General features: G+C 63.8%; 17 protein-coding genes. 6 read left to right on the top strand and 11 right to left on the bottom strand.

All coding sequences use genetic code 11. From position 1 onward, the window contains the following. Nucleotides 1-12: 12 nt before the first annotated feature. The gene (locus tag MUN81_RS12025; protein ID WP_245110688.1) at nt 13-594 is read left to right on the top strand and encodes an NAD(P)H-dependent oxidoreductase; all 582 of its coding nucleotides are present in this window, start codon (nt 13-15) and stop codon (nt 592-594) included. Between the two features lie 28 nt (nt 595-622). Here the strand turns inward: MUN81_RS12025 and MUN81_RS12020 are convergent, their stop codons facing one another. The 8 genes from MUN81_RS12020 to MUN81_RS11985 all read right to left on the bottom strand — a co-directional run bounded on the left by MUN81_RS12020 (nt 623) and on the right by MUN81_RS11985 (nt 9,130). Next, complete coding sequence (locus MUN81_RS12020; protein WP_245110686.1) at nt 623-823, bottom strand: hypothetical protein; 201 nt, start codon at nt 821-823, stop codon at nt 623-625. Nucleotides 824-885: 62 nt separating this feature from the next. Next, nucleotides 886-1,482 (bottom strand): riboflavin synthase, encoded by a 597-nt coding sequence (locus MUN81_RS12015; protein WP_245110685.1) that lies wholly within the window; start codon nt 1,480-1,482, stop codon nt 886-888. 160 nt (nt 1,483-1,642) lie between these two features. Further along, nucleotides 1,643-1,966: a hypothetical protein gene (locus MUN81_RS12010; protein WP_245110683.1), complete on the bottom strand. Its 324-nt coding sequence runs from the start codon at nt 1,964-1,966 to the stop codon at nt 1,643-1,645. A 135-nt stretch (nt 1,967-2,101) separates the two neighbouring features. Continuing rightward, on the bottom strand, nt 2,102-3,796 hold the full coding sequence (locus MUN81_RS12005) for a S8 family serine peptidase (protein WP_245110681.1): 1,695 nt from the start codon (nt 3,794-3,796) through the stop codon (nt 2,102-2,104). 39 nt (nt 3,797-3,835) lie between these two features. Next, complete coding sequence (locus MUN81_RS12000; protein WP_245110679.1) at nt 3,836-4,654, bottom strand: hypothetical protein; 819 nt, start codon at nt 4,652-4,654, stop codon at nt 3,836-3,838. Nucleotides 4,655-4,685: 31 nt separating this feature from the next. Continuing rightward, nucleotides 4,686-5,846 carry a tRNA 2-thiouridine(34) synthase MnmA gene (gene mnmA, locus MUN81_RS11995; protein ID WP_245110677.1) on the bottom strand — a complete coding sequence of 387 codons (1,161 nt, stop codon included), beginning with the start codon at nt 5,844-5,846 and terminating at the stop codon, nt 4,686-4,688. A 107-nt stretch (nt 5,847-5,953) separates the two neighbouring features. Next, nucleotides 5,954-7,597 (bottom strand): S8 family serine peptidase, encoded by a 1,644-nt coding sequence (locus MUN81_RS11990; RefSeq protein ID WP_245110675.1) that lies wholly within the window; start codon nt 7,595-7,597, stop codon nt 5,954-5,956. A gap of 111 nt (nt 7,598-7,708) precedes the next feature. Then, a complete protein-coding gene (locus MUN81_RS11985; protein ID WP_245110673.1) occupies nt 7,709-9,130 on the bottom strand; it encodes a sugar transferase in 1,422 nt (473 codons plus the stop codon). A 152-nt stretch (nt 9,131-9,282) separates the two neighbouring features. Between MUN81_RS11985 and MUN81_RS11980 the strand changes: the two genes are divergently transcribed. The 5 genes from MUN81_RS11980 (at nt 9,283) to MUN81_RS11960 (ending at nt 16,049) form a co-directional block, all read left to right on the top strand. Further along, the gene (locus MUN81_RS11980) at nt 9,283-9,948 is read left to right on the top strand and encodes a protein-L-isoaspartate(D-aspartate) O-methyltransferase (RefSeq protein ID WP_245117384.1); all 666 of its coding nucleotides are present in this window, start codon (nt 9,283-9,285) and stop codon (nt 9,946-9,948) included. 136 nt (nt 9,949-10,084) lie between these two features. Next, a complete protein-coding gene (locus MUN81_RS11975) occupies nt 10,085-12,301 on the top strand; it encodes a M43 family zinc metalloprotease (protein WP_245110672.1) in 2,217 nt (738 codons plus the stop codon). Between the two features lie 126 nt (nt 12,302-12,427). Then, a complete protein-coding gene (locus MUN81_RS11970; protein WP_245110670.1) occupies nt 12,428-14,614 on the top strand; it encodes a M43 family zinc metalloprotease in 2,187 nt (728 codons plus the stop codon). Nucleotides 14,615-14,766: 152 nt separating this feature from the next. Continuing rightward, nucleotides 14,767-15,285 (top strand): acyl-CoA thioesterase, encoded by a 519-nt coding sequence (locus MUN81_RS11965; RefSeq protein ID WP_245110668.1) that lies wholly within the window; start codon nt 14,767-14,769, stop codon nt 15,283-15,285. Nucleotides 15,286-15,335: 50 nt separating this feature from the next. After that, nucleotides 15,336-16,049, top strand: coding sequence for a hypothetical protein (locus MUN81_RS11960; protein WP_245110666.1), 714 nt, complete (start codon nt 15,336-15,338; stop codon nt 16,047-16,049). Nucleotides 16,050-16,126: 77 nt separating this feature from the next. On the opposite strand, the gene MUN81_RS11955 is transcribed toward MUN81_RS11960, so the two are convergent. The 3 genes from MUN81_RS11955 to MUN81_RS11945 all read right to left on the bottom strand — a co-directional run bounded on the left by MUN81_RS11955 (nt 16,127) and on the right by MUN81_RS11945 (nt 19,968). Further along, a complete protein-coding gene (locus MUN81_RS11955; RefSeq protein ID WP_245110665.1) occupies nt 16,127-17,272 on the bottom strand; it encodes a TlpA disulfide reductase family protein in 1,146 nt (381 codons plus the stop codon). Nucleotides 17,273-17,392: 120 nt separating this feature from the next. Beyond that, nucleotides 17,393-18,850 (bottom strand): Asp-tRNA(Asn)/Glu-tRNA(Gln) amidotransferase subunit GatB, encoded by a 1,458-nt coding sequence (gatB, locus tag MUN81_RS11950; protein WP_245110663.1) that lies wholly within the window; start codon nt 18,848-18,850, stop codon nt 17,393-17,395. Nucleotides 18,851-18,960: 110 nt separating this feature from the next. Continuing rightward, nucleotides 18,961-19,968, bottom strand: coding sequence for an energy transducer TonB (locus tag MUN81_RS11945; protein ID WP_245110661.1), 1,008 nt, complete (start codon nt 19,966-19,968; stop codon nt 18,961-18,963). Nucleotides 19,969-20,011: the final 43 nt, after the last annotated feature.

Raw genomic sequence — 20,011 nt, 5'->3', positions numbered from 1 at the left:
CGATTTCTATTTTTGCTTTCGAGCACCCGCCGCATGGGCAATACCGAGCAATTGGCTTATTGTGCCGCCAATTCGCTGCCGTCCAGCGCCCAGCAACGCTGGATTCACCTGCAGGACCACCCGCTGCCTTATTTCGTCGACCTACGCCACCACACGCCCTACCCCGCGCCCACCGGCAACGCCCAACTCCTGCTCGACGCCACCCTCGACGCCACTGACCTGGTGCTGGTGGCGCCGCTGTACTGGTATAGCCTGCCCGTGCACGCCAAGCATTACCTCGACTACTGGAGCGCCTGGCTGCGCACGCCCCACCTTAACTTTCGGGAAGAAATGCGGGGCAAAACGCTGTGGTTTATCGTGGTGAGCAGCGGCGACCGGGCCGAAACCAAGCCGTTGGAAGAAACCCTCATCCTCACGGCCCGATACATGGCCATGAATTGGGGCGGGCTGCTCTACGGCACCGGCTCGCGCCCCAACGACATCCAGGACGACGCCCAGGCTCTGAAGCAGGCCCAGCACTTTTTCAGCGCTGCAGACCCGGCCCCTGACCCTAGCCCCACGGCGGCCCAGCCGCTCATGCAAAAAGCCCGCTAAGTACTCGGCGGGCTTTGTTTTGCAGTGACTATTGGGCGGGCTTGCGATTGCCGGTGTGGCCGTCGCCGCGGTCGCCCTGGCCGGGCTTACTGGTTTTTTTCGAGTTGTGCTGGTCGTCCTGAGACAGGGACTTGTGCAGCTCAACCGAATGGTCAATCTGGCCGTCTTTGTCCCGACGGATGTAGCGTTTGTCGCCCTCGTTGGGCTCGATTAATTCGCGCTTCGACATGATGGAAAGGATTTACGTGGAAAGGTTGAACCCTTCCTACGCGCAGCCTTTCGCGCAAGTTGTCAGGTGGTTCGGCCCAGGAGCTTGGCCACGTACTTGCCCACAATGTCGAATTCCAGGTTCACCGTGTCGCCGGGCCGCAGCTGGTGGAAGCCGGTGTGCTCGTAGGTGTACGGGATGATGGCCACCGTGAAGCCGTCGTCGGTACTATCAAAGCAAGTCAGGCTGGTGCCGTTCACGCAGATGGAGCCTTTGTTGACGGTGAGTCGGCCGGGGCCCGGCTCGTGCCCGAAGCGAAACAGCCAGGAGCCCTGCTGGTCTTCCACGCTCAGGCAAGTGGCAGTGGCGTCGACGTGCCCCTGCACAATGTGCCCATCGAAACGGCCCGTGGCTGCGAGGCAGCGCTCCAGGTTGACGTGGCGGCCGGGCTCCCACTGGCCCAGGTTGGTCACGCGCAGCGTCTCGTCGATGGCCGTGACCACGTGCGTGCCGGCGGCCGCGTCCACGGCCACCACGGTTAGGCACACGCCGTCGTGGGCCACGCTCTGGTCAATCTTAAGCTCCGCCGCAAAGGGCGAACTGACGGTGAAATGGCAGTTGCTGCCCTGGTTTTCAACGGCAACGATGGTGCCCAGGGCTTCGATAATTCCGGTAAACATGAATGGCAAGATGACGGTGATGGGGCCGACCTGTGTGTGGTATTCTGCTGCACTGAATGCAACCGAAAACCACACACAGGCCGGTTAAAACGCAAAGAACGGCACCCGGGGACCGGAATGCCGTTCTGCATGGTAAAACCGCCGGGCGGTCAAAAGGATTTTACTTCTCCACTTTGTCCAGCGCTTTCCAGTCCAGCTCGCCAGTTTCTTTGCGGCGCAGGAAGTAGCTCTGGTCGTCGTCCTTGTTTTTGCCAAACGTGAGGTCGGCGCGGCACGCGAGGCATTTGATGGAAGTGTACTTGTATTTGCCCTGCGCTACCCGGCTGGTCAGGTCCAGATTATCGGAGCCGCACAGGCCACAGGCCGCTACATCGGGAAAGCTCAGCCGGTCGTATTCCGCCACGGTTTCGTGCAGGTTGCTGCCCTGCACGGTGAAGTGAAATTGACGGCGCCCGATGCGCTTGGTAATCATCATCTGCAACATTCTACTGCAATAAAACGGGGTGAATTGATGCTTTAAAATTACAAAATATCAGCCTCAAAAACAAGCGGATATCATGGCTAAAGTCCATAAAAAAAGGCCCGCACGCGGGCCTTTTTTTATCTTCTAAACGTGAGCTTACTGCTGCACAAATTTCACGGTGCGGCGGGTGGTCCCGGCGCTTACTTCGCAGGTGTAGGCGCCCTTGGCCAGGCGCCCCAGGTTCACCGATACCTCGCGGCTGCTGCTGGCGCCGAGCTGCTGCTGGGCCACCACCGCGCCGCGGGCATCGAGCACGCGCAACTTCAGGGGCTGGCCACGCAGGTCCTGGGGAAGCACCAGCGTCAGGGCACCCTCGCCGGCCGGGTTGGGAAAAAGGCCCAAGGTTTCGGCTGGGGCGCTGCCAGCGGCGGTGGCCAGCGGTGCTGTGGGATGCAAGGCGTTGTAGGCCGTCACAAAGTTCGGTATGCCGTAGCCGAGGTTATTGTCGGGGTTGTTGGCCTGCGAGGCGGTGCTGCGCAGGGCCGCAATCACCTGCTGCGCGGTGAGCGTGGGGTTGGCCTGCCAGAAACCGGCCACCATGCCCGCCAGCACCGGGCAGGCGTAGGACGTGCCGTTGCCACGGAAAGCAGTACCGCTGGGCGCAAGCACCGCCGCCGCCTGCCCCATAGCCGCCAGCGTGGGCTTGATGCGTCCGTCGGCCGAAGGCCCGAAGGAGCTGAACCCGGCCTTATTTCCCATAGAATCGACGGCGGCCACCGAGATGATGGAGTCGGCATCGGCCGGGGCCGAGATGTAGCGCCAGAAGTTGTTGCCCTCGTTGCCGGCGGCGCTCACCACCACCATGCCCACCCGGGCCGCCACCGTGGCCGCCCGCGAGCTGAGGGCCGTGCGGCCGTTCATGTCGGCGTAGGTGTAGGAGCGCGAGGGGGCGTCGAACGTGGTGTAGCCCAGCGAGGAGCTGATGACGTCGACCCCGGCCGAGTCGGCGTACTCGGCGGCGGCCAGCCAGTTGGCCTCCTCAATGGGGTGCTCCGAGTTCACGTCTTCGGTGATGCACAGGTGGAACGTGGCCTTGGGGGCCGTGCCGATGTAAAAACCGGCCTGATTGGCCGCAATGGCCGACACGCAGTTGGTGCCGTGGCTGTTGCGCAGGTACACATTCTTGCCGCCGTCGACGAAGTTGCGCGTAGCCACTAACCGGTTTTCCTGGAACAGCGGCTGCATGGCCGGAATCTGATTCACGCCCGGGAAACCGGCATCGAACACGGCGATGTGCATGCCTTCGCCGCGGAAGCCGGCGTCGTGCATGGCCGTGGCGCCAATCTGCCGGTCCTGCTGGTAGGCCGGGCCGTACTGGGCGCGCGTGGCCAGCGTGCCGCGCGCCGCCACTGGCGGCACCTGCCCGGGAGCCGCCGCGGGCGAAAACGTCTGTTGATTGCGGTTGAGCGTGGCAGCGCTGCGCACAATGGGCAGCGCCGTGATGCGGGCCAGGGTGGCAGAGTCGCAGGCCACCACGGCCGCGTTGAACCAGCGCGAGGTGTACACCACCTGCGGGCTGCCGGTCAGGTTCTTCACCTGCGTCACGTAGGCCGGGTTCACGGGCAGGTCGCGGGGCAGCACGGCAATGCCTTGCCGGGTGCGACGGGCAATGGCGCGGGCCGACAGAAATGCCTGCGGCTGGGCCACGGTGTAGGGCGTACCGGCCTTGTCGCGGAAGTACACCAGGTGGCGGCGCACCGTGCCCTGCGCCGCAGCAGGAGCCGCAGCCAGCAGCTCAAGCGCCCCGGCCAGCAGCGCAAAACCAAACCATTGACGTGTCGAAAGCACCATAGAAATGAGCTGAGGCAATGAGAGTAACCAGGAAAACAATTATTTCACCACGTAGTCAATCAATGTTTCGTGGCGGGTTTTGGCGGCAAAGTAGGAGCCGGCCACGTAAATCTGCACACTGGTGTTGTTCGGGTCGGGGTAATTGAAAAAATTCATCGAAAAGCGCCGCCGCAGCACAGGACCCACGCCTTTGGCAAAGACCTGCTGGTAGCCGCTGCGCTTGATGAGGCTGTTTTCGGCGGCCGTGCCGGTGTTGTTGGTGGTAACCGTCGTGCTGTACGCCTTCGAGGGCAAGCCCGTGGTGCCGCCACCGGTGGAGTACGGCTGCCCCGCCCGTAGGTACTGCCGGGTTTGGTTCGTGACGGTGTCCTGGGCGCTGTTGTTGAAGGCGTTCAGGTTCCAGGTGCCCTCTTCCTTCACCGGAAACACCAGCTCCACGGTGCGCACGTTGTTGCGGCTCAGGGCCACAAACTGCTCATTCGCGGTCAGCACGAACACGCTGTCGTCGACCCAGGCCGTGGACGGCGGCACCATCTTGGCTCGCACCAGCCGGTAGGCTTTCCGGCCCGCAGCATCCGTGAAGGTTTCTGTGATGGTTTCCCGCAGCTTGAAGGCGCTTACCGTGGCCACGCTCGGCACCACCACCGGGTTCACAAACCGGGCCTCGCTCCAAGTGGTGTCGGCCACGGCGTAGGTCCAGGAGTTGCCCACGGCCACGGGGTAGTAAGCCGTATCGGTTTGCGGCGCCACGTCTACCTCGTTTTTGCAGCCGGCCAGGCCGGCGGTCAGCGTCAGCCCCACGCCGGAAAGCACCAGGAAACGGGCGGCGCCAGAAAGAAAAACAAGCTTGTTGTGCATACGAAAACCGATAGACAAGAGGAATGAGGAGTTAGCGGCCGGCTTCGGCCGGCGCGGCAAAAGGTAAGGGGATTTCGCCAATTACGTGGCGCTCTATCCAGCCACCGCCCAGCACGTCTTGCCCATCGTAGAACACGGCGGCCTGCCCGGGCGTGATGGCGTGCACGGGCTCTTCGAAATAGACGCGGATTTTGCCGTCCACTTCTTCCAGAAATGCGGGGGCGCCGTCGTGGTTGTAGCGCACTTTCACGATGGCCGGCACCAGTCCGCGGCCCGCCAAACTGGCCTCCTTTCCCATGTTGGGCTTGCCCACCACGGTGGCCGTGCTGGCTAGCTCGTCGTAGTTGCCCAGCACCACTTCGTTGGTATCGGGCCGGATTTCGAGCACAAACGCCGGGTAGCCCAGCGCCACGCCCAGCCCCTTGCGCTGCCCAATGGTGTAGAACGGATACCCCTCGTGCTTGCCGATGACGCGGCCGTTTTTGGTCACGAAGTTGCCGCCGGCCACGCGGACTTCCAGGCCCGGCACGCGGCGGCGCAGGAAACCCCGGTAGTCATTGTCGGGGATAAAGCAGATTTCGTAGCTCTCGGGCTTGTTCACCAGCTCGGTGAACCCGCGCCGACGGGCCTCGTCATAAATTTCGGTTTTGCGCATGCCGCCCAGCGGGAACAGCGTGCGGCTCAGGCTCTCCTGGCTCACGCCCCACAGGGCATAGCTTTGGTCCTTGTTTTCGTCGAGGCCCTTGCTCACCACGAAGCGGCCGGTTTCGGCGTCTTTCCGGATGTTGGCGTAGTGGCCGGTGGCAATGAACTGGCAGCCGAGCTGGTCGGCGCGGCGCAGCAGGGCGTCCCACTTGATGTGCGTGTTGCAGAGCACGCAGGGATTGGGCGTGCGGCCCGCGAGGTATTCGTCAGTGAAGTTATCAATCACAAAATCACCGAATTCGTCGCGAATGTCGATGATGTAGTGCGGGAAGCCCAGCGTCACGGCAATGTCGCGGGCGTCGTTGATGCTGTCGAGGGAGCAGCAGCCGGTTTCTTTCTTGGAGCCGCCGGCGCTGGCGTAATCCCAGGTTTTCATGGTCATCCCGACCACTTCGTAGCCTTGCTCATGCAGCAGCACAGCGGCCACGCTCGAGTCAATTCCGCCGCTCATGGCGACGAGTACCCTTCCTTTTACTTCGGTATTCATATGTGTGGTGCAATTCACCCGGAGCTTGAAAGGTTCCGGCCGGCAGGTGCAAAGGTACGGCCCCGCGCCCGCAGCCGGCGGCCCACGGGTGCCGGCTGCCGTCGGGCCTATTCCACCACCAGGCGCTGGCCACCGCCAGTGCCCGCCACGGCCACCCAATAGGTGCCCGCCGCGGCCGGCAGCACCAGCTGCTGGGTCAGGCCGCTCAGCGTTTGCTGACTTACCAGCTGGCCCAGGGCATTGAAAATCTGTACCGGCTGGCGCAGCAATCGCGCATCGAGCAGCTGCAGTGTGGCCTCTCCGCGGGAAGGATTGGGAAACAGCTGAAAGCTGGCCGCCGCCGCCGCGCCCGGCCGGGCGGCCGTCACCACGCTGGCCAGGGCCCGCGGGGCATTGATGCGGCCATACCCAAAGTACGGGTCCCAACCCGGCACGTCCTCCGTCTGGCCGCCCACCCGGTCGTCGGCGGTGCTCTCGACGATGGATTTTACCTGGGCGGGCGTGAGGCTGGGGCGCAGCGTGAGCAGCAGTGAGGCCAGGCCCACCACCTGCGGCGTGGCCTGCGAAGTGCCGCCCCAATAGGTATTGTAATTGGTATTCGATTGGTAGTCGAGGCCGTAGATGTAGTTGCCCGGCGCCACCACCGAAATATGCGGGCCGTAGTTGCTGCCGCTCGTGGCCGACCACGAAAACGGGTTGGCGCGGGTGTCGTTGGGGTTGGTAGCGCCCACGCTTATTACGCCCGTCAGGGCGGCCGGGTAGTAGGGCACGTTGGTGTTGGTGTTCATCATGCAGGCCACCACCACCACGCCGCGCTGGGTGGCGTAGCTGATGGCGTCCTGCATGGCCTGCGAGGTGCCGGTGCCGCCCAACGACATGTTGATGACCCGCGCGCCGTTGTCGACGGCGTAATAAATCCCGCTCGTCCACCAGGAATAGAATCCGGTGTTTTGGGCCGTAAGCCCCTTCAGCACCATCAGCTTGCAGGCCCAGTTCACGCCCGCGTAGCCGATGTTGTTGCCCGTGGCGCCGATGATGCCGGCCACGTTGGTGCCGTGGCCTAGGTCGTCGGTGACGTTGTTGGTGCTGGTCACGAAGCTCCAGCCCTTCACGTCATCCACGTAGCCGTTGCCGTCATCGTCGAGGCCGTTGCCGGCAATTTCCCGGCGGTTGCGCCAGATGCGCCCGGCAAACTCCGGGTGGTCGAGCTTGATGCCGCTGTCGATGATGGCCACCGTCACCGACGAATCGCCCTTGGTGATGGTCCAGGCGTCCTCCATCTTGATGTCGGCCCCGGCGGTAGCGGGCGACTGCCCAAAGGTGCCGTTGTTTTTCAGGTACCACTGCCGGCCGTAGTAAAAGTCGTTGGGCACCACGCCCTGCGCGCCGCCGCCCTCGCCCACGGCATCCAGCTCCACGTAGCGAAACAGGCCGGTTTGCTCATAGTCCAGCTGTGCTTGCCGGGCATCGGTGCCGGTGGGCAGGGCAATGAGGTACATGGCCGGAGCGGAAGCCGCGTGTTTGCCGGGATTGAGGGCCGTCACCTGTTCGGCCCGATGCTGGCGGTTGACGCGGTCGAAGAGCTCGGCGGCGGGCCGGGCGGCACCGGCTTCGAGCCGCAGCTCGTCGCGGAGGTGGTCCTGGAGGCGCACCAACAGGCGGGTTTGCGGAGCGGGCGGCGGGGCGGGGCGTTGAGCAAGGGCACCCAGACTGGCCACAAGCAGCGGCAGCAGCGGTAGAATTTTTCTCATGAAGGCAGAAAGGCAGCCGTGGTTAAAGAAGGCTTTGCGGCCGGAAGATACCCACAAGTTTGCTGCTGCCAGCACCCTGCCCGTGGCTGCCCACGGGCTTGCCGGGAAGACTTATTTTCCCCGCCCCTCGATGATGATTTTCAACGTGTAGAGCAACACCCGGAAATCCATGGCCAGGCTCATGTTCTCGATGTAGAGAATGTCGAACTTGAGGCGTTCCACCATCTGGGCCACGGTTTCGGCGTAGCCGTATTTCACCTGGCCCAGCGACGTGAGGCCGGGGCGCACGCGGTGCAGGTGGCGGTAGTGCGGCGCAATTTTCACAATCTGGTCGATGAAAAACTGGCGCTCGGGGCGGGGGCCCACGATGCTCATGTCGCCCTTCAGCACGTTCCAGAACTGGGGCAGCTCGTCGAGGCGCACCTTGCGCATGAAGCGGCCCCACTTGGTGATGCGCGGGTCGTGGTCAGAGCTGAGGGCGGGGCCGGCCTTTTCGGCATCAACAAACATCGACCGGAACTTGATGATGCGGAATGGGTGGCCGTTGCGCCCAATCCGCTCCTGCCGGTAAAACACCGGGCCCGGCGACGACAGCTTCACCATGAGGGCCGTGAAAGCATACACCCAACTGGCCAGCACCAAAAACAGAGCTGAACCCACCACGTCGATGATGCGCTTGAGCAGCACCTGCCACAGCGGCAGCAAATCCTGCTTGATTTCGATGAGCGGCGTGCCAAATAAGTGGTTCACCTTCACCGAGCCCAGCAGCATCTGGTACAAGTCGGGCAGGATGCTCACCCGGGCCGGAGTGCCGTCGAGCAGCGTGAGAATGTCCTGAATGAGGCGGTGCTCGCTGGGCTCGATGGCAATGACGATTTGCTCAATCTTGAGGGCCCGCACCAGGGCCGGCAGGCGCTGATAGGAACCCCGCGCGGGCAGTTCGGCGGCTAGGCCGGGGTCGATGGTGTCGCCGACGGGCGCAAAGCCCACCAGCCGCAGGCCCAAATGCTTGCTGGTTCGCGCCAACTCGTGAAATGTGCTCATAGCCAACGCATTGGAGCCCACCAGCAAGGTGGGAAAGGAAATGCGTCCTTTGCGAATCTGGCGCTGCACGCTGCTCACGGCAATGGTGCGCAAAATGCCCGTGATGAAGAAATGCAGCAGGTAGTAGGCCGAAAACGTTTTGTAGTAGGCCCGGTAGTTCACCACGCCCTGGTCGTCGAGCAACAGCGTGAAGAAAATGACCACCGCCCCCAGCAGCGACACCCGCGCCAAGCGGATGATTTCGCCCAGGCGTGACTTGCGGTAGATGTCGCGGTACTCGCCCACCAGCGTGTAGAGGAAGGTCCAGAACACGGCGATGAAAATGGCCGAGCCGGTGAGGTCGAACAGGGCCCCTTCGGTGAAGCGGTAACCCGTCAGCTCGTTCAGCAAGTATTTGCGTACGAGGTAGAAGCACATCCATGCCAGCAGGGCCGCGCCGAAATCGGCGGCGACGAGTTTGATGTATTGAAATCGGCGGATGAGCTGCAAAACGGCGGGCGAAGTAGTATTTTAGCGGCCTGAGAACAAAAACTGCGCCGCGCAAAGGTAGGGCCACTGCCCATTTGCCGGTGCAGGGCCGTTCGCTGACACTTGGCGGCGCCGCGGCCTTTTTTTCGACCACCACCCAACCAGCTCTCGCCATTACACCGCTTCCGGACACTTACCGCCACCAGGGCCAGCGGCGTGCGCTCGCCCGCGAGCTGCGCCAGCGCGGCATCCACGACGAGCGGGTGCTGGCGGCCATCTCGGCGGTGCCGCGCCACCTGTTCTTCGAGCCCGCCTTTGAGGCCCATGCCTACCAGGACAAGGCCTTTCCCATTGGCGAAGGGCAGACCATCTCGCAGCCCTACACCGTGGCCTTTCAGACGCAGCTGCTGGGCGTGCAGCCCGGCCACCGCGTGCTGGAAGTGGGCACCGGCTCGGGCTACCAGTGCGCCGTGCTGCTGCAGCTCACGCCCCACGTCGACAGCATCGAATTCAATGAAAAGCTGTATGCCCGCACCCGGCTGCGCCTGGCCGCGCTGGGGGCCGGCGGGGCTAATTTGTATTGCGGCGACGGCTCGGTGGGCTTGCCCGCCCGCGCGCCCTTCGACGGCATCTTGGTGACGGCCGGGGCGCCGGGGCTGCCCCCTGCCCTGCTGCGCCAGCTCCAGATTGGGGGCCGGCTGGTGATACCCGTGGGCGACAACCAGACGCAGCGCATGGTGCGCGTGACGCGCGAAGGCCCCGAAAGCTTCGTGCGCGAAGAATTTGAGGAGTTTCGCTTCGTGCCGCTGCTCGGGGCCAGCGGCTGGCGAACCTCCTAAGCCCATCGGGTGAGCGAAGCGGCCGGCCGGTCGGCCGTAACTTGCTCGGCAATGGCGGCCGTCGCGGGCCTGTGCTACACCCGGTTTCGCAGCCCCGGCGCCGCTTTTGCTCCTCTTCCACCCTCTTTTCACAAGCATGCTGAAACAGTTACGCATTGCCCGGCGCTGGATGCTGGGCGTGGGCGCGGCCCTGGCCCTGGGCCATTCGGCCACCGCCCAAACCCCCGCCGGCCTCACCCGCCGCTACCCCGAGCACAAAACCGGCTTCCGCTGCGCCTTCGACAGCGCCCAGCAGGCGGCTTTTGCCCGCCAGCCCGGCGCGGCGGCCGAGTACCAAAGCTTTCTGCGGCAGGTGGCGGCCAGGCCCGCGGCGGCCCAGGCCCGCCTGCTGGCCACGCCCGACGTGACGGTGCCGGTGGTGATGCACATCATACACACCGGCGGCAGCAGCAACATCACCGACGCGCAGGTGAACGACGCCGTGCGCGTTATCAACGAGGATTTCAGCAAAACCAACCGCGACACGGCCGATGTCATTCCGTTTTTCCGGCCGCGCTACGCCAACGTGGGCTTTCAGTTCCGGCTGGCCAAAAAGGACCCCAACGGCAACTGCACCACCGGCATCACGCGGACGTACTCGACTGATACCAACATCGGCGACGACCGGGTAAAAAGCCTGATAGTGTGGGACCAGACCCGCTACCTCAACGTGTGGGTGTGCGTGAGCGCCAACGGCGCCGGCGGCTACGCCTACCTGCCTTGCTCGGGCGGCTCCGTGGACGGCATTGTGATTCGCAACGCGCAGTTTGGCAGCATCGGCACCTCAGGCGGCAGCAACCTGGCCATTCGCTCGCTCACCCACGAAATTGGGCACTACTTTGGGTTGCCGCACACCTGGGGCGGCAGCAACACGCCGGGCCTGGCCTCCAACTGCGGCATCGACGACGGCGTGGCCGACACGCCCAACACCACGGGCATCTCGGGCGGCTGCAACCTGAGCTTTTCGCCCTGCACCGACCCCGCCACCGGCCAACCCCTGCTGGCCAACGTGCAGAACTACATGGACTACTCGTCGTGCACCCGCATGTTCACCCTCGGGCAGCGGGCCGTGATGCGCGCTTCGTTGCAGCTGAGCTGCCGCCAGCGCCTCACCACGCCGGCCAACCTGCTGGCCACTGGCACCAACGACGGCTTTGTATCGCCCGGCTGCGCCCCTACGGTGGCTTTCCTGCCAGCCGCCACCGTTATCTGCGAGGGCAGCACGGTGTCGTTTCAGGACTTTTCCTACAACGCCGACCTGAACGCGCCGAGCACCACTTACGCCTGGCAGTTTCCGGGCGGGCAGCCCAGCACGTCCAACCAGCGCAACCCGGCCGTGACCTACCCCACGGGCGGCCTCTACGACGTGACGCTGACCATCACGGCCAATGGCGTGAGCGGCACCACCACCCGCACCGGCCTGATGCAGGTAATCGGCGGCAACGCTGGCCTGATTGCGCCAGTGGCAGAGTCGTTCGAAAACGCCAACTTCCCTGCCAACTTCGCGGGCACCGACCTGCGCAACTGGTCAACGTCGTCCACGTCGACGTCCGGCGCAGCCCGCTGGATGCGCCAGAGCGCCTCGCCGGGCGCCCTGCAGGTGAGCGACGGCACGGCTTGCGTGGCCGTGCGTAGCTCGCTGATTCCGGCCGGTACCCTAACCCGCCTTACTTCGCCCAACATCAACCTGAGCGGTTTCACGGCGGCCAACCCGCCCGTGCTCACTTTCGACCGCGCCTACGCCCTGCGCCCCACCGTGGTGAACGAGTACCTGAGCGTGCAGTTCAGCACCGACTGCGGCCATACCTGGCAAACCCAGCGCAACTTCTTCGGCCCCGACCTCAACACCCGCGACACGCTGCGCGTGTTCGGCTTCACCCCCACTGCCGCGTCGGACTGGCAGCGCCTGAGTGTGCCCATTCCGGCCACCTACCTCACCAGCCGTTTCCAGCTGCGCTTCCAGATGGTGAGCAACGGCGGCAACAACCTCTACCTCGACAACGTGGGCATCGGCCTGGCTACGCCGCTGGCCAGCCGCGCCGCGGCCACCACCGGCGTGCTGCGGGTGTTCCCCAACCCCCTCACGGCCGAAACCGCGGTGGAATTTACCCTGGCGGCGCCCGGCGCAGTGGAGTTGCGCCTGACCGATTTGCTGGGCCGCGCAGTGCAGCCGGTGGTGTATGCCGATGGGCGCGTGGGAGCCCAAAGTCTGCCTTTGCTCACGAATGGCGCAACCCGCCCAGCCCCGGGCGTGTATCTGGTTGAACTGCGCACCCCCTCGGCGCGTTGGACTTCCAAAGTGATAATTCCCTGACCTGACCAACTGACTGCTACCTGGTTGCCCTGCAGTGCCAGGACTTAGGCAAGTAGATAAGAAGGCCAGCTACGCCCTTGGCTGGCCTTCTGTATTTTGTTTCCACCACCCCTCTCTCTTTTTCCTATGTCAATCAAACTTTACTCCCGGGTGTTGGGCGTGGCTTTGGCCTTGCTCAGCACCGGTGTTCGGGCGCAAAACGCGCAGGAACAACGCTCCCCAAACTGGTGCGGCACCACGGCCGAACAAGAACGTTACTTTGCGGAACACCCTGGCGCCCGCGAAGCCCAGGCCGCCTTTTACCGCAGTCTGGAAGCCACCAGTCGGGCTCAGCTGCGCACGGCTGCCGGCCCCACCGCTACTCCTGACGTGACCATTCCGGTGGTGGTGCACGTGATTCACGCCGGCGGCACCGACAACATCAGCGACGCTCAGGTGCAAAGCGCCATCGACCAGCTCAACCTCGACTACCAAAAGCTGAACCCCGACACGGCGTCCATCATTCCGCTGTTTCGGCCCATTGCGGCTTCGGTAGGATTCCAGTTTCGGCTGGCCAAAAAAGACCCCAACGGCAACTGCACCACCGGCATCACCCGGCACTACCTCCCCAACCTGACCAATGACCCGCAGAACGGCGCCGTGCAGGCCGTGGGGGTTTGGGACCAAAGCAAGTACCTCAATATCTGGGTAGTGGGCAGCATCGGCGTGTCCACGGCCGGCGGTTTCACGGTCGGCTACGTGTCGCCGCCCAACCAGCCCACCAATCCCCGAGATGGCTTCGTGGTCCGGAACGACTACTTCGGCAACCAGGGCACCAGCAATCCCTCGCGAGCGCTGCTGCGCGGCGCCACCCACGAAATCGGCCACTACTTTGGCCTCGCCCACCCCTGGGGCAGCACCAACGACCCTGGCACTGGCAATTGCACCGGCACCGACAACGTGGCCGACACGCCGCCCACTGACGGCACCTTCAACTGCAACCTGAGCTATGCGCCCTGCGGCCCGATTGCCAACGTGCAGAACTACATGGACTATGCCTCCTGCGCCGTCATGTTCACGCAGGGCCAGCGGGCGCTGATGCGCGCCGTGCTGGCCGCCAACCGCCCGGTGCTGGTTTCGGCCGCTAACCTGGCGGCCACGGGCACCAACGACGGTTTCGTGCCATCCACCTGCGCGCCCATTGCTGCGTTTGGTCCGGCGCCCGGCACGGGCACCAGCGTATGCGTGAACACGCCGGTGGTGCTGCGCGACTACTCCTCCAACTTCACCGCCGCCGGTGGCACCGTGAACTACACCTGGGCTATGCCGGGCGGTACTCCCAACCGGGGCAGCGGCCCCACCGTGACCGTAACTTACCCCACGGCCGGCATCTACACCGTGACCGAAACCGTGAGCAACGCCGTGGGCAGCAGCACCGCGACCAGCCTCATCAAGGTGGAAGGGCCCACGGGGGGCGAGACGGCGCCATTTGCCGAGTCGTTTGAAGACCCAAACTTCCCTACGCTGTTTCCCACGCCCAGCCTGCGCAACTATGAAACCGCGGGCACGTCGAGTGCGGGGGCTCCCTCGGCCTCATTTGTGTGGCGCCGCCAGACCCTGGCCACGCCTGCCGACGGTACAGCCTACCTGGTGGTGACCAACCGCACGTATCCGGCCGGCACCATCACCACGCTCATCACGCCCAACATTAACCTGGCGGCGGTGCCCGGCAACGCCACGCTGAGCTTTGCCCGGGCCTACGCCCTGCGCACCCTCACCGATGACATTCAGCTCCGGGTATCGTTCAGCAATGACTGCGGCGCCACCTGGACCGTGCCAACGGTGTTTGACGCCGCGGCGCTGAACACGCAAGGCCGCGGGCCGGTAGACGGGTTTGCGCCCGCCGCGGCCCGCGACTGGCAAACGCTGACGGTGCCCGTGCCAGCGCAGTTTCAGGGCGGGGGCGTTAAAGTCCGCTTCCAGATGGTGAACGGCACCAGCGCGGGCAACAACTTCTTTTTCGACTACCTGCGCGTGTCGGGTCCGCTGGCCAGCCAATCCAGCGCGCTGGCCAGCCGCGGCATCGGCGTGTACCCCAACCCGCTCACCAACGAAACCGCGGTGCACCTCACCCTAACCGCCAGCACCGAAGTGCGCATTGCCCTCACCGACCTGCTGGGCCGCGAGGTGCTGAGCCTGCCTACCAAAACGTACGGTGCGGGCGCGCAGCACATTGCGCTGCCCGGGGCCGGCTCGGCCCTGCGGGCGGGCGTGTACGTGGTGCGTATTCAGCTCAACGGCGAGTCGTTCAGCTCGAAGCTGACGGTGGAATAACGCCTGGGCAGTTGTCAAATATCAAAAAGCCGTTGCTGAAATCAGCAGCGGCTTTTTTGGTTCAGGACCGGGCTGCGGGCGGCCGTACCTTTGCGGCACCAACGGCGCGCCCTGGAGCCGCCGCCCGCTCATCCGCTTACCAAGTCCTTACCATGCGCAAGCAAAAACCCGTCGCCGACTCCTTCGTCATCATGACCGAGCTGGTGCTGCCCAACGACACCAACACCCTCAACAACCTAATGGGGGGCCGCATGATGCACCTCATGGACATTGCCGCCGCCATCTCGGCCCAGAAGCATTCCAACCGCATCGTGGTCACGGCGTCGGTCGACAACGTGTCGTTTCGCGACAGCATCCGGCTGGGCAACGTGGTGACGCTGCAGGCTCAGGTCACACGGGCCTTCAGCTCCAGCATGGAAGTGCACATCGACGTGTGGGCCGAGGACATTCCCAGCGGCACCAAAATGAAAACCAACGAGGCCTTCTTCACCTTCGTGGCCGTGGACCAGACCGGCCGCCCCATCGACGTGCCCGAAGCCGTGCCCGAAACCGAGGAGGAAATTCGCCTCTACGACGGCGCCCTGCGCCGCCGCCAGCTGCGCCTGGTGCTGGCCGGCCGCATGCAGCCCGGCGAAGCCAAGGAGCTGAAAGCCCTGTTTGCCATCGAATAACTAGCCGCGCGGCTCCGTATTTTCGCAGCCTCACCTAAGCGCCCTTTGCCATGTCTGCCGAAAAGCTGGCTTTCCTGCAAAATTTCTACACCGACGTCACGCTCTACGTGCCCGCCGAGGCGGCTGCGCCCGTGCCACCGGCCGCGCCAATAATGCCGGCTGCACCTGTTAATGCCGCGCCGGTTCCATCCAACCGCCCCGAACCGGCCAACCCGCTGGACAAGCCGGCGGCACGGCCGGGCCTGCCCAAGTCCATCCCCACGGCAAGCCAGGTACAGCTCGCGGGCCGCCTGGCCGGCGCAGCGTTGCCCGAGCCGGAACTGCCGGTGGCTCCGGCACCCGCGCCCGCCAACGTGCCGCCCGTGATGCTCACGCCCTTCTCCACGCTGGGCGACAACGCCCAGGGCGTGGTGATGCTGTTCCGTCTGCCACCGGAGCAGTTTGTAAAGCTGCACCGCAACGTATTTCTCAACAAGATGTTGCAGGCCCTGAACATGGTGATGGCCGACGTGGTGCTCGTGAACGTGGAATCGGAGCTGCCGGTGGCGCTGGCCAACCTGCGCCGCGAGCTGGCCGCCACGCACATCATCGCCTTCGGCAAAAACCTGCTCGACACCACCATTCGCAACACGCAGATTTACGAGCCCGTGCTCTTCCCCAGCCTCAACCTGGCCTATCTCGCCTCGGCCACGGTAGAGCTGGTCGAATACGACGTGAGCCTGAAAAAACGGCTTTGGCCAGGCCTGCAGCGCATGTTTGCCTAATAAAAAAGCCTCCCCACAGTTGGGGAGGCTTTTTTATTAGGCTTCTATTCGGACGGCTGAGCCGTAAGCCCGAGAAGTTAATTCACGCTGGCTTTCACTTTCAGCACCTCGGCCAGCTTAGCGGCTAGGGCTTCGCCGCGCAGGTTTTTGGCGATGATTTTGCCCTGAGGGTCAATCAGAAACGACTGCGGGATGGCTTTTACGCCGTAGGCCGCGCCGGCCACGCTGTTCCAGCCCGCCAGGTCCGACACGTGATTCCAGGTGAGGCCGTCGGCGGCAATGGCTTTCTCCCACTTGGTTTTGTCCTGGTCCAGCGACACCGAGTAAATGGTGAAGCCTTTGTCCTTGAACTGGTTATAAGCCTTCACCACGTTGGGGTTTTCCTGGCGGCAGGGGCCGCACCAGCTGGCCCAGAAGTCAATCAGCACATACTTGCCGCGCAGGCTGCTCAGGGCCAGCTTGCCGCCCTGGGGCGTGGGCAGGTTGATTTCCGGAGCCTGGGTGCCGGCGGCGGTGGCGCGCAAGGGCTCCAGGCGGGCGGTGAGCTCTTTGGTGAACGGCGAATTGGGGTTGGCCTTGCGTTGCACGCCCGCCACGGAGTCGGCAAAGGCAAACTCCTCTTCTGGGTTTAGGAACGCGCCCACGGCAAAGCCGCTCGCCACCGAACCCGCGTTGCGCCGAATGAGGCCCTTGATTTTAGCCGAGTTGCGCGACTGCAGGGCCATGTACTGGCCTTCAACCGCTTTCATCTCGTCGGTTTTGCCGGCCTGACCGGCGGCGTTGTAGCGCTGGCCCAGGCTTTCCATTTCGCCGCGGCTGCCCTGCATCACCTGCGTTAGCTGGCGCAGCAGTTCGGCGTCTTTGCTGCCTTTCACGGTGTAGGACATGGGCAGGCTTTTGGCGTCGCCGCTCAGCTGCACGTGCGTTTTGTTGTCGAGCAGCAGCAGCACCTGGTTGGCGTCGTCGAGCTTAAGCTGGAAGATGCCGGGCGTGAGGGCCGTGCCTTTCAGTGTGAAGTTGCCCGAAGCATCGGTTTTAGCTTGGCCTTTCTCCACAAACTGGTTGGAGGTCAGCTCCGACAAATGCAGCACCGTGCCCGCAGGGGCATTTTTGAGCTGGCCCGACACTTCGTAGCCGTCGGCAGCCTCGGCGTTCTGGCAGGCATTGGCCAGGCCCAGCACGGTGGCGGCAATAAACACTGATTTTATCATAGGATGCAGCATGAGCTTGTGCGTAAAATTAGCCAACGCGAGGCCGAAATATTATTGTTCCATGAGCTGGAATGGCGGGCTGGTGAGTTTTATGTACCAGCCCATAAACCTACCAATCCGCAAACCCACTATCTACCCATCCAGCGCAGTGCGCAGAAACTGGTTGGCGAGCTTCGGGTCGGCTTTGCCGCCAGTCAGCTTCATGAGCTCGCCCATGAACATGCCGGTGAGCGACTTTTTGCCGGCGCGGTACTCGGCTACTTTGGCCGGGTTGGCGGCCAGCACCTGGGCCACAAGGCTTTCCAGCTCACCGGTGTCGGCTTTCTGCAACAGGCCCAGGCTCTCGGCGGCGCCGGTGGCATTGGCGGTGGGGTGCTCCAGCAGGTGCGGAAACAGCTGCTTGCTGGCCACCGAGTAGTTCAGCTTGCCTGCGTCAATCAGCTCGATGATGCCGGCGAGCTGGGCGGCCTCGAGGGGGAAGTCGGCCATGGTGAGGGCGCGCTCGTTGAGGTAGCTTTTCACCGGGCCCATCACCCAGTTGGCGGCGGCTTTGGCATTAGGCGTGAGGCGGGCCAGCTCGTCGAAGAACAGGGCCACGTCTTTCTGGTCGATGAGCACCGAGGCGTCGTAGTCGCTTAGGCCCAGCTCGCCGGTGAAGCGCGAGTAGAGCTGCTGCGGCAGGGCTGGCAGCTCGGCGGCCACGCGGTGCAGCCACTCGTCCGAAATCACCAGGGGCGGCAGGTCGGGCTCGGGGAAGTAGCGGTAGTCGTTGAGGGTTTCCTTGCTGCGCTGGCCGTTGGTGGTGCCGCTGGCCGCGTCGAAGCCGCGGGTTTCGCTGTCCACTTCCTCTCCGGCTTCGATGATGGAAATCTGGCGCTCAATCTCGTAGGCAATGGCGCGCTGCACGTTGCGGAAGGAGTTCATGTTCTTCACTTCCACCTTCATGCCGAACTTCTCGGCGCCTTTCAGCATCACCGAAATGTTGGCATCGCAGCGCAGCGAGCCTTCTTCCATGTTGCCGTCGCAGATGCCGAGGTACTCCACCAGCTTCTTGATTTCCATCAGGTAAGCATAGGCTTCTTCGCCGGTCCGGATGTCGGGCTCGCTCACAATCTCAATGAGCGGCACGCCGGCGCGGTTCAGGTCGACCAGGGTTTCGGTTTCGCCGGCCAGGTGCATGCTTTTGCCCGCGTCTTCCTCCATGTGGATGCGGGTGATGCCGATGGACTTGGTGCTGCCGTCACCCAGCCGAATGTCGACGTGCCCTTCGTAGCAAATCGGGGTTTTGTCCTGCGTAATCTGGTAGCCCTTGGGCAGGTCGGGGTAAAAATAGTTTTTGCGGGCAAACAGGTTGTCGCGCCGAATCTGGCAGTTGGTGGCCAGGCCCATTTTCATGGCAAACTCCACGGCCGTGCGGTTCACCCTGGGCAAGGTGCCGGGGTGGCCGAGGGTGATGACCGACAAATTGGTGTTGGGCGCAACGCCGTACTCATTCTCGTCCGATGAGTACATCTTGCTGTGCGTGAGCAGCTGAGCGTGCACTTCGAGGCCGATGACGGGTTGGTACTTGGCAAGGGTGGCTTCGTCCATATCAAAAAAAGCGGGGTACTTAAGGCTATCAGGCCTTAAAGGTAACGGCTGCGGCAACGCCGGGCACCAACCGGGCACCAACGGCCCGGCTGACGGCCCCGCCTCCCCTGCTAATAGTATCGTCGCCGCGGCGGATACATATCCCGGCCCGGCACCTGCCGGTTCGTCATCACGTCGTAATAAATGGGCACGGTGAGCAGGCTGGCCGTGGGCTGCCCGTCGCGCCGTCCGGGCAAAAACTGCCGCTTGAGTTGCGGCACGGCCCGCAGGGCGGCGGTTTTCAGAAACTCGTCGGTGGCTTGCACCACGCGGGCGTCGGTGACGCGGCCGCTGGGGGCCACGGCCAGCTCCACCTTCACCTCGCGGCGCCAGTTGCCCTGGTACCACATCACGCGCTGGTTGAGGCGGTACATGGCGGCGGTTTCTTCCTTGTTGAGCTTAATGGCACGGCTCAGCTCTTTCACCAGCTGCTCGCCGCCGCCGGGGTACAGCGGCAACTGCTCGTAGGCAAAATAGGGCAGCAGGGTGCCGTTGGGCGCGTAGCAGGAGCCCACGCCGCACTTGCCGTTCACGTACTGGTCGCGCCGCCGCGGGGCGCCGTCGGGGTAGTACGTCAGCAGCTCGCCGTGGCGCAGGCCGCGCACATAGTCTTCCTTGGTTTTCATTCCGCCGTCCTCGTACCAGGTGGTGGCGGTGCCATACAGAATGCGGCGGCGCACGTCCGCATACGGCAGGTACTGCATGAGGCGACCTGAGGGATAATACACTTTCGTGACCCCGCTCAGACTGTCGCGAAAAATGGTTTCGGCGCAGTAGGCAGCAGAGTCGTCCGGAGTGGTAGGCGTAAAGTCGGCGGTGTAAAAGAAGGCGGGCTCCTGCGGCGGCACATATGGCGCAGCTTGCGGAGTTACCGGCGCGGGCAGGTCTTCGGGCGCTGCCTCCGCTACCTGGGCATGCCCGACCAGGGGAATTATCCCCAGCAAACCAACCAAACAAAGCAATGAAGCTTTCACGATGATGCTGATGTGTGGGTGCAAAATGTCGCCGGGGCCGTGCGCGCTGCCCGCGCTGCCCGCGCTGCCCGCGCTGCCCGGTGCACCCGTAAGGTACGACGGCAACGGAATTCAGGGTGCGTGGCGGCCAGCGGTATCTCGCAAAAAA

Origin of the sequence: Hymenobacter sp. 5317J-9 (assembly GCF_022921075.1) — a bacterium.
In the GTDB taxonomy this organism is placed as follows: Bacteria; Bacteroidota; Bacteroidia; order Cytophagales; family Hymenobacteraceae; genus Hymenobacter.
This window is presented reverse-complemented; position numbering and strand designations above follow the sequence as displayed.

Coding starts and splice junctions, on each gene's coding strand:
- MUN81_RS12020 (WP_245110686.1), bottom strand. CDS start 823: ATGTCGAAGCGCGAATTAATCGAGCCCAACGAGGGCGACAAACGCTAC.
- MUN81_RS12015 (WP_245110685.1), bottom strand. CDS start 1,482: ATGTTTACCGGAATTATCGAAGCCCTGGGCACCATCGTTGCCGTTGAA.
- MUN81_RS12010 (WP_245110683.1), bottom strand. CDS start 1,966: ATGTTGCAGATGATGATTACCAAGCGCATCGGGCGCCGTCAATTTCAC.
- MUN81_RS12005 (WP_245110681.1), bottom strand. CDS start 3,796: ATGGTGCTTTCGACACGTCAATGGTTTGGTTTTGCGCTGCTGGCCGGG.
- MUN81_RS12000 (WP_245110679.1), bottom strand. CDS start 4,654: ATGCACAACAAGCTTGTTTTTCTTTCTGGCGCCGCCCGTTTCCTGGTG.
- mnmA (WP_245110677.1), bottom strand. CDS start 5,846: ATGAATACCGAAGTAAAAGGAAGGGTACTCGTCGCCATGAGCGGCGGA.
- MUN81_RS11990 (WP_245110675.1), bottom strand. CDS start 7,597: ATGAGAAAAATTCTACCGCTGCTGCCGCTGCTTGTGGCCAGTCTGGGT.
- MUN81_RS11975 (WP_245110672.1), top strand. CDS start 10,085: ATGCTGAAACAGTTACGCATTGCCCGGCGCTGGATGCTGGGCGTGGGC.
- MUN81_RS11970 (WP_245110670.1), top strand. CDS start 12,428: ATGTCAATCAAACTTTACTCCCGGGTGTTGGGCGTGGCTTTGGCCTTG.
- MUN81_RS11965 (WP_245110668.1), top strand. CDS start 14,767: ATGCGCAAGCAAAAACCCGTCGCCGACTCCTTCGTCATCATGACCGAG.
- MUN81_RS11960 (WP_245110666.1), top strand. CDS start 15,336: ATGTCTGCCGAAAAGCTGGCTTTCCTGCAAAATTTCTACACCGACGTC.
- MUN81_RS11955 (WP_245110665.1), bottom strand. CDS start 17,272: ATGCTGCATCCTATGATAAAATCAGTGTTTATTGCCGCCACCGTGCTG.
- gatB (WP_245110663.1), bottom strand. CDS start 18,850: ATGGACGAAGCCACCCTTGCCAAGTACCAACCCGTCATCGGCCTCGAA.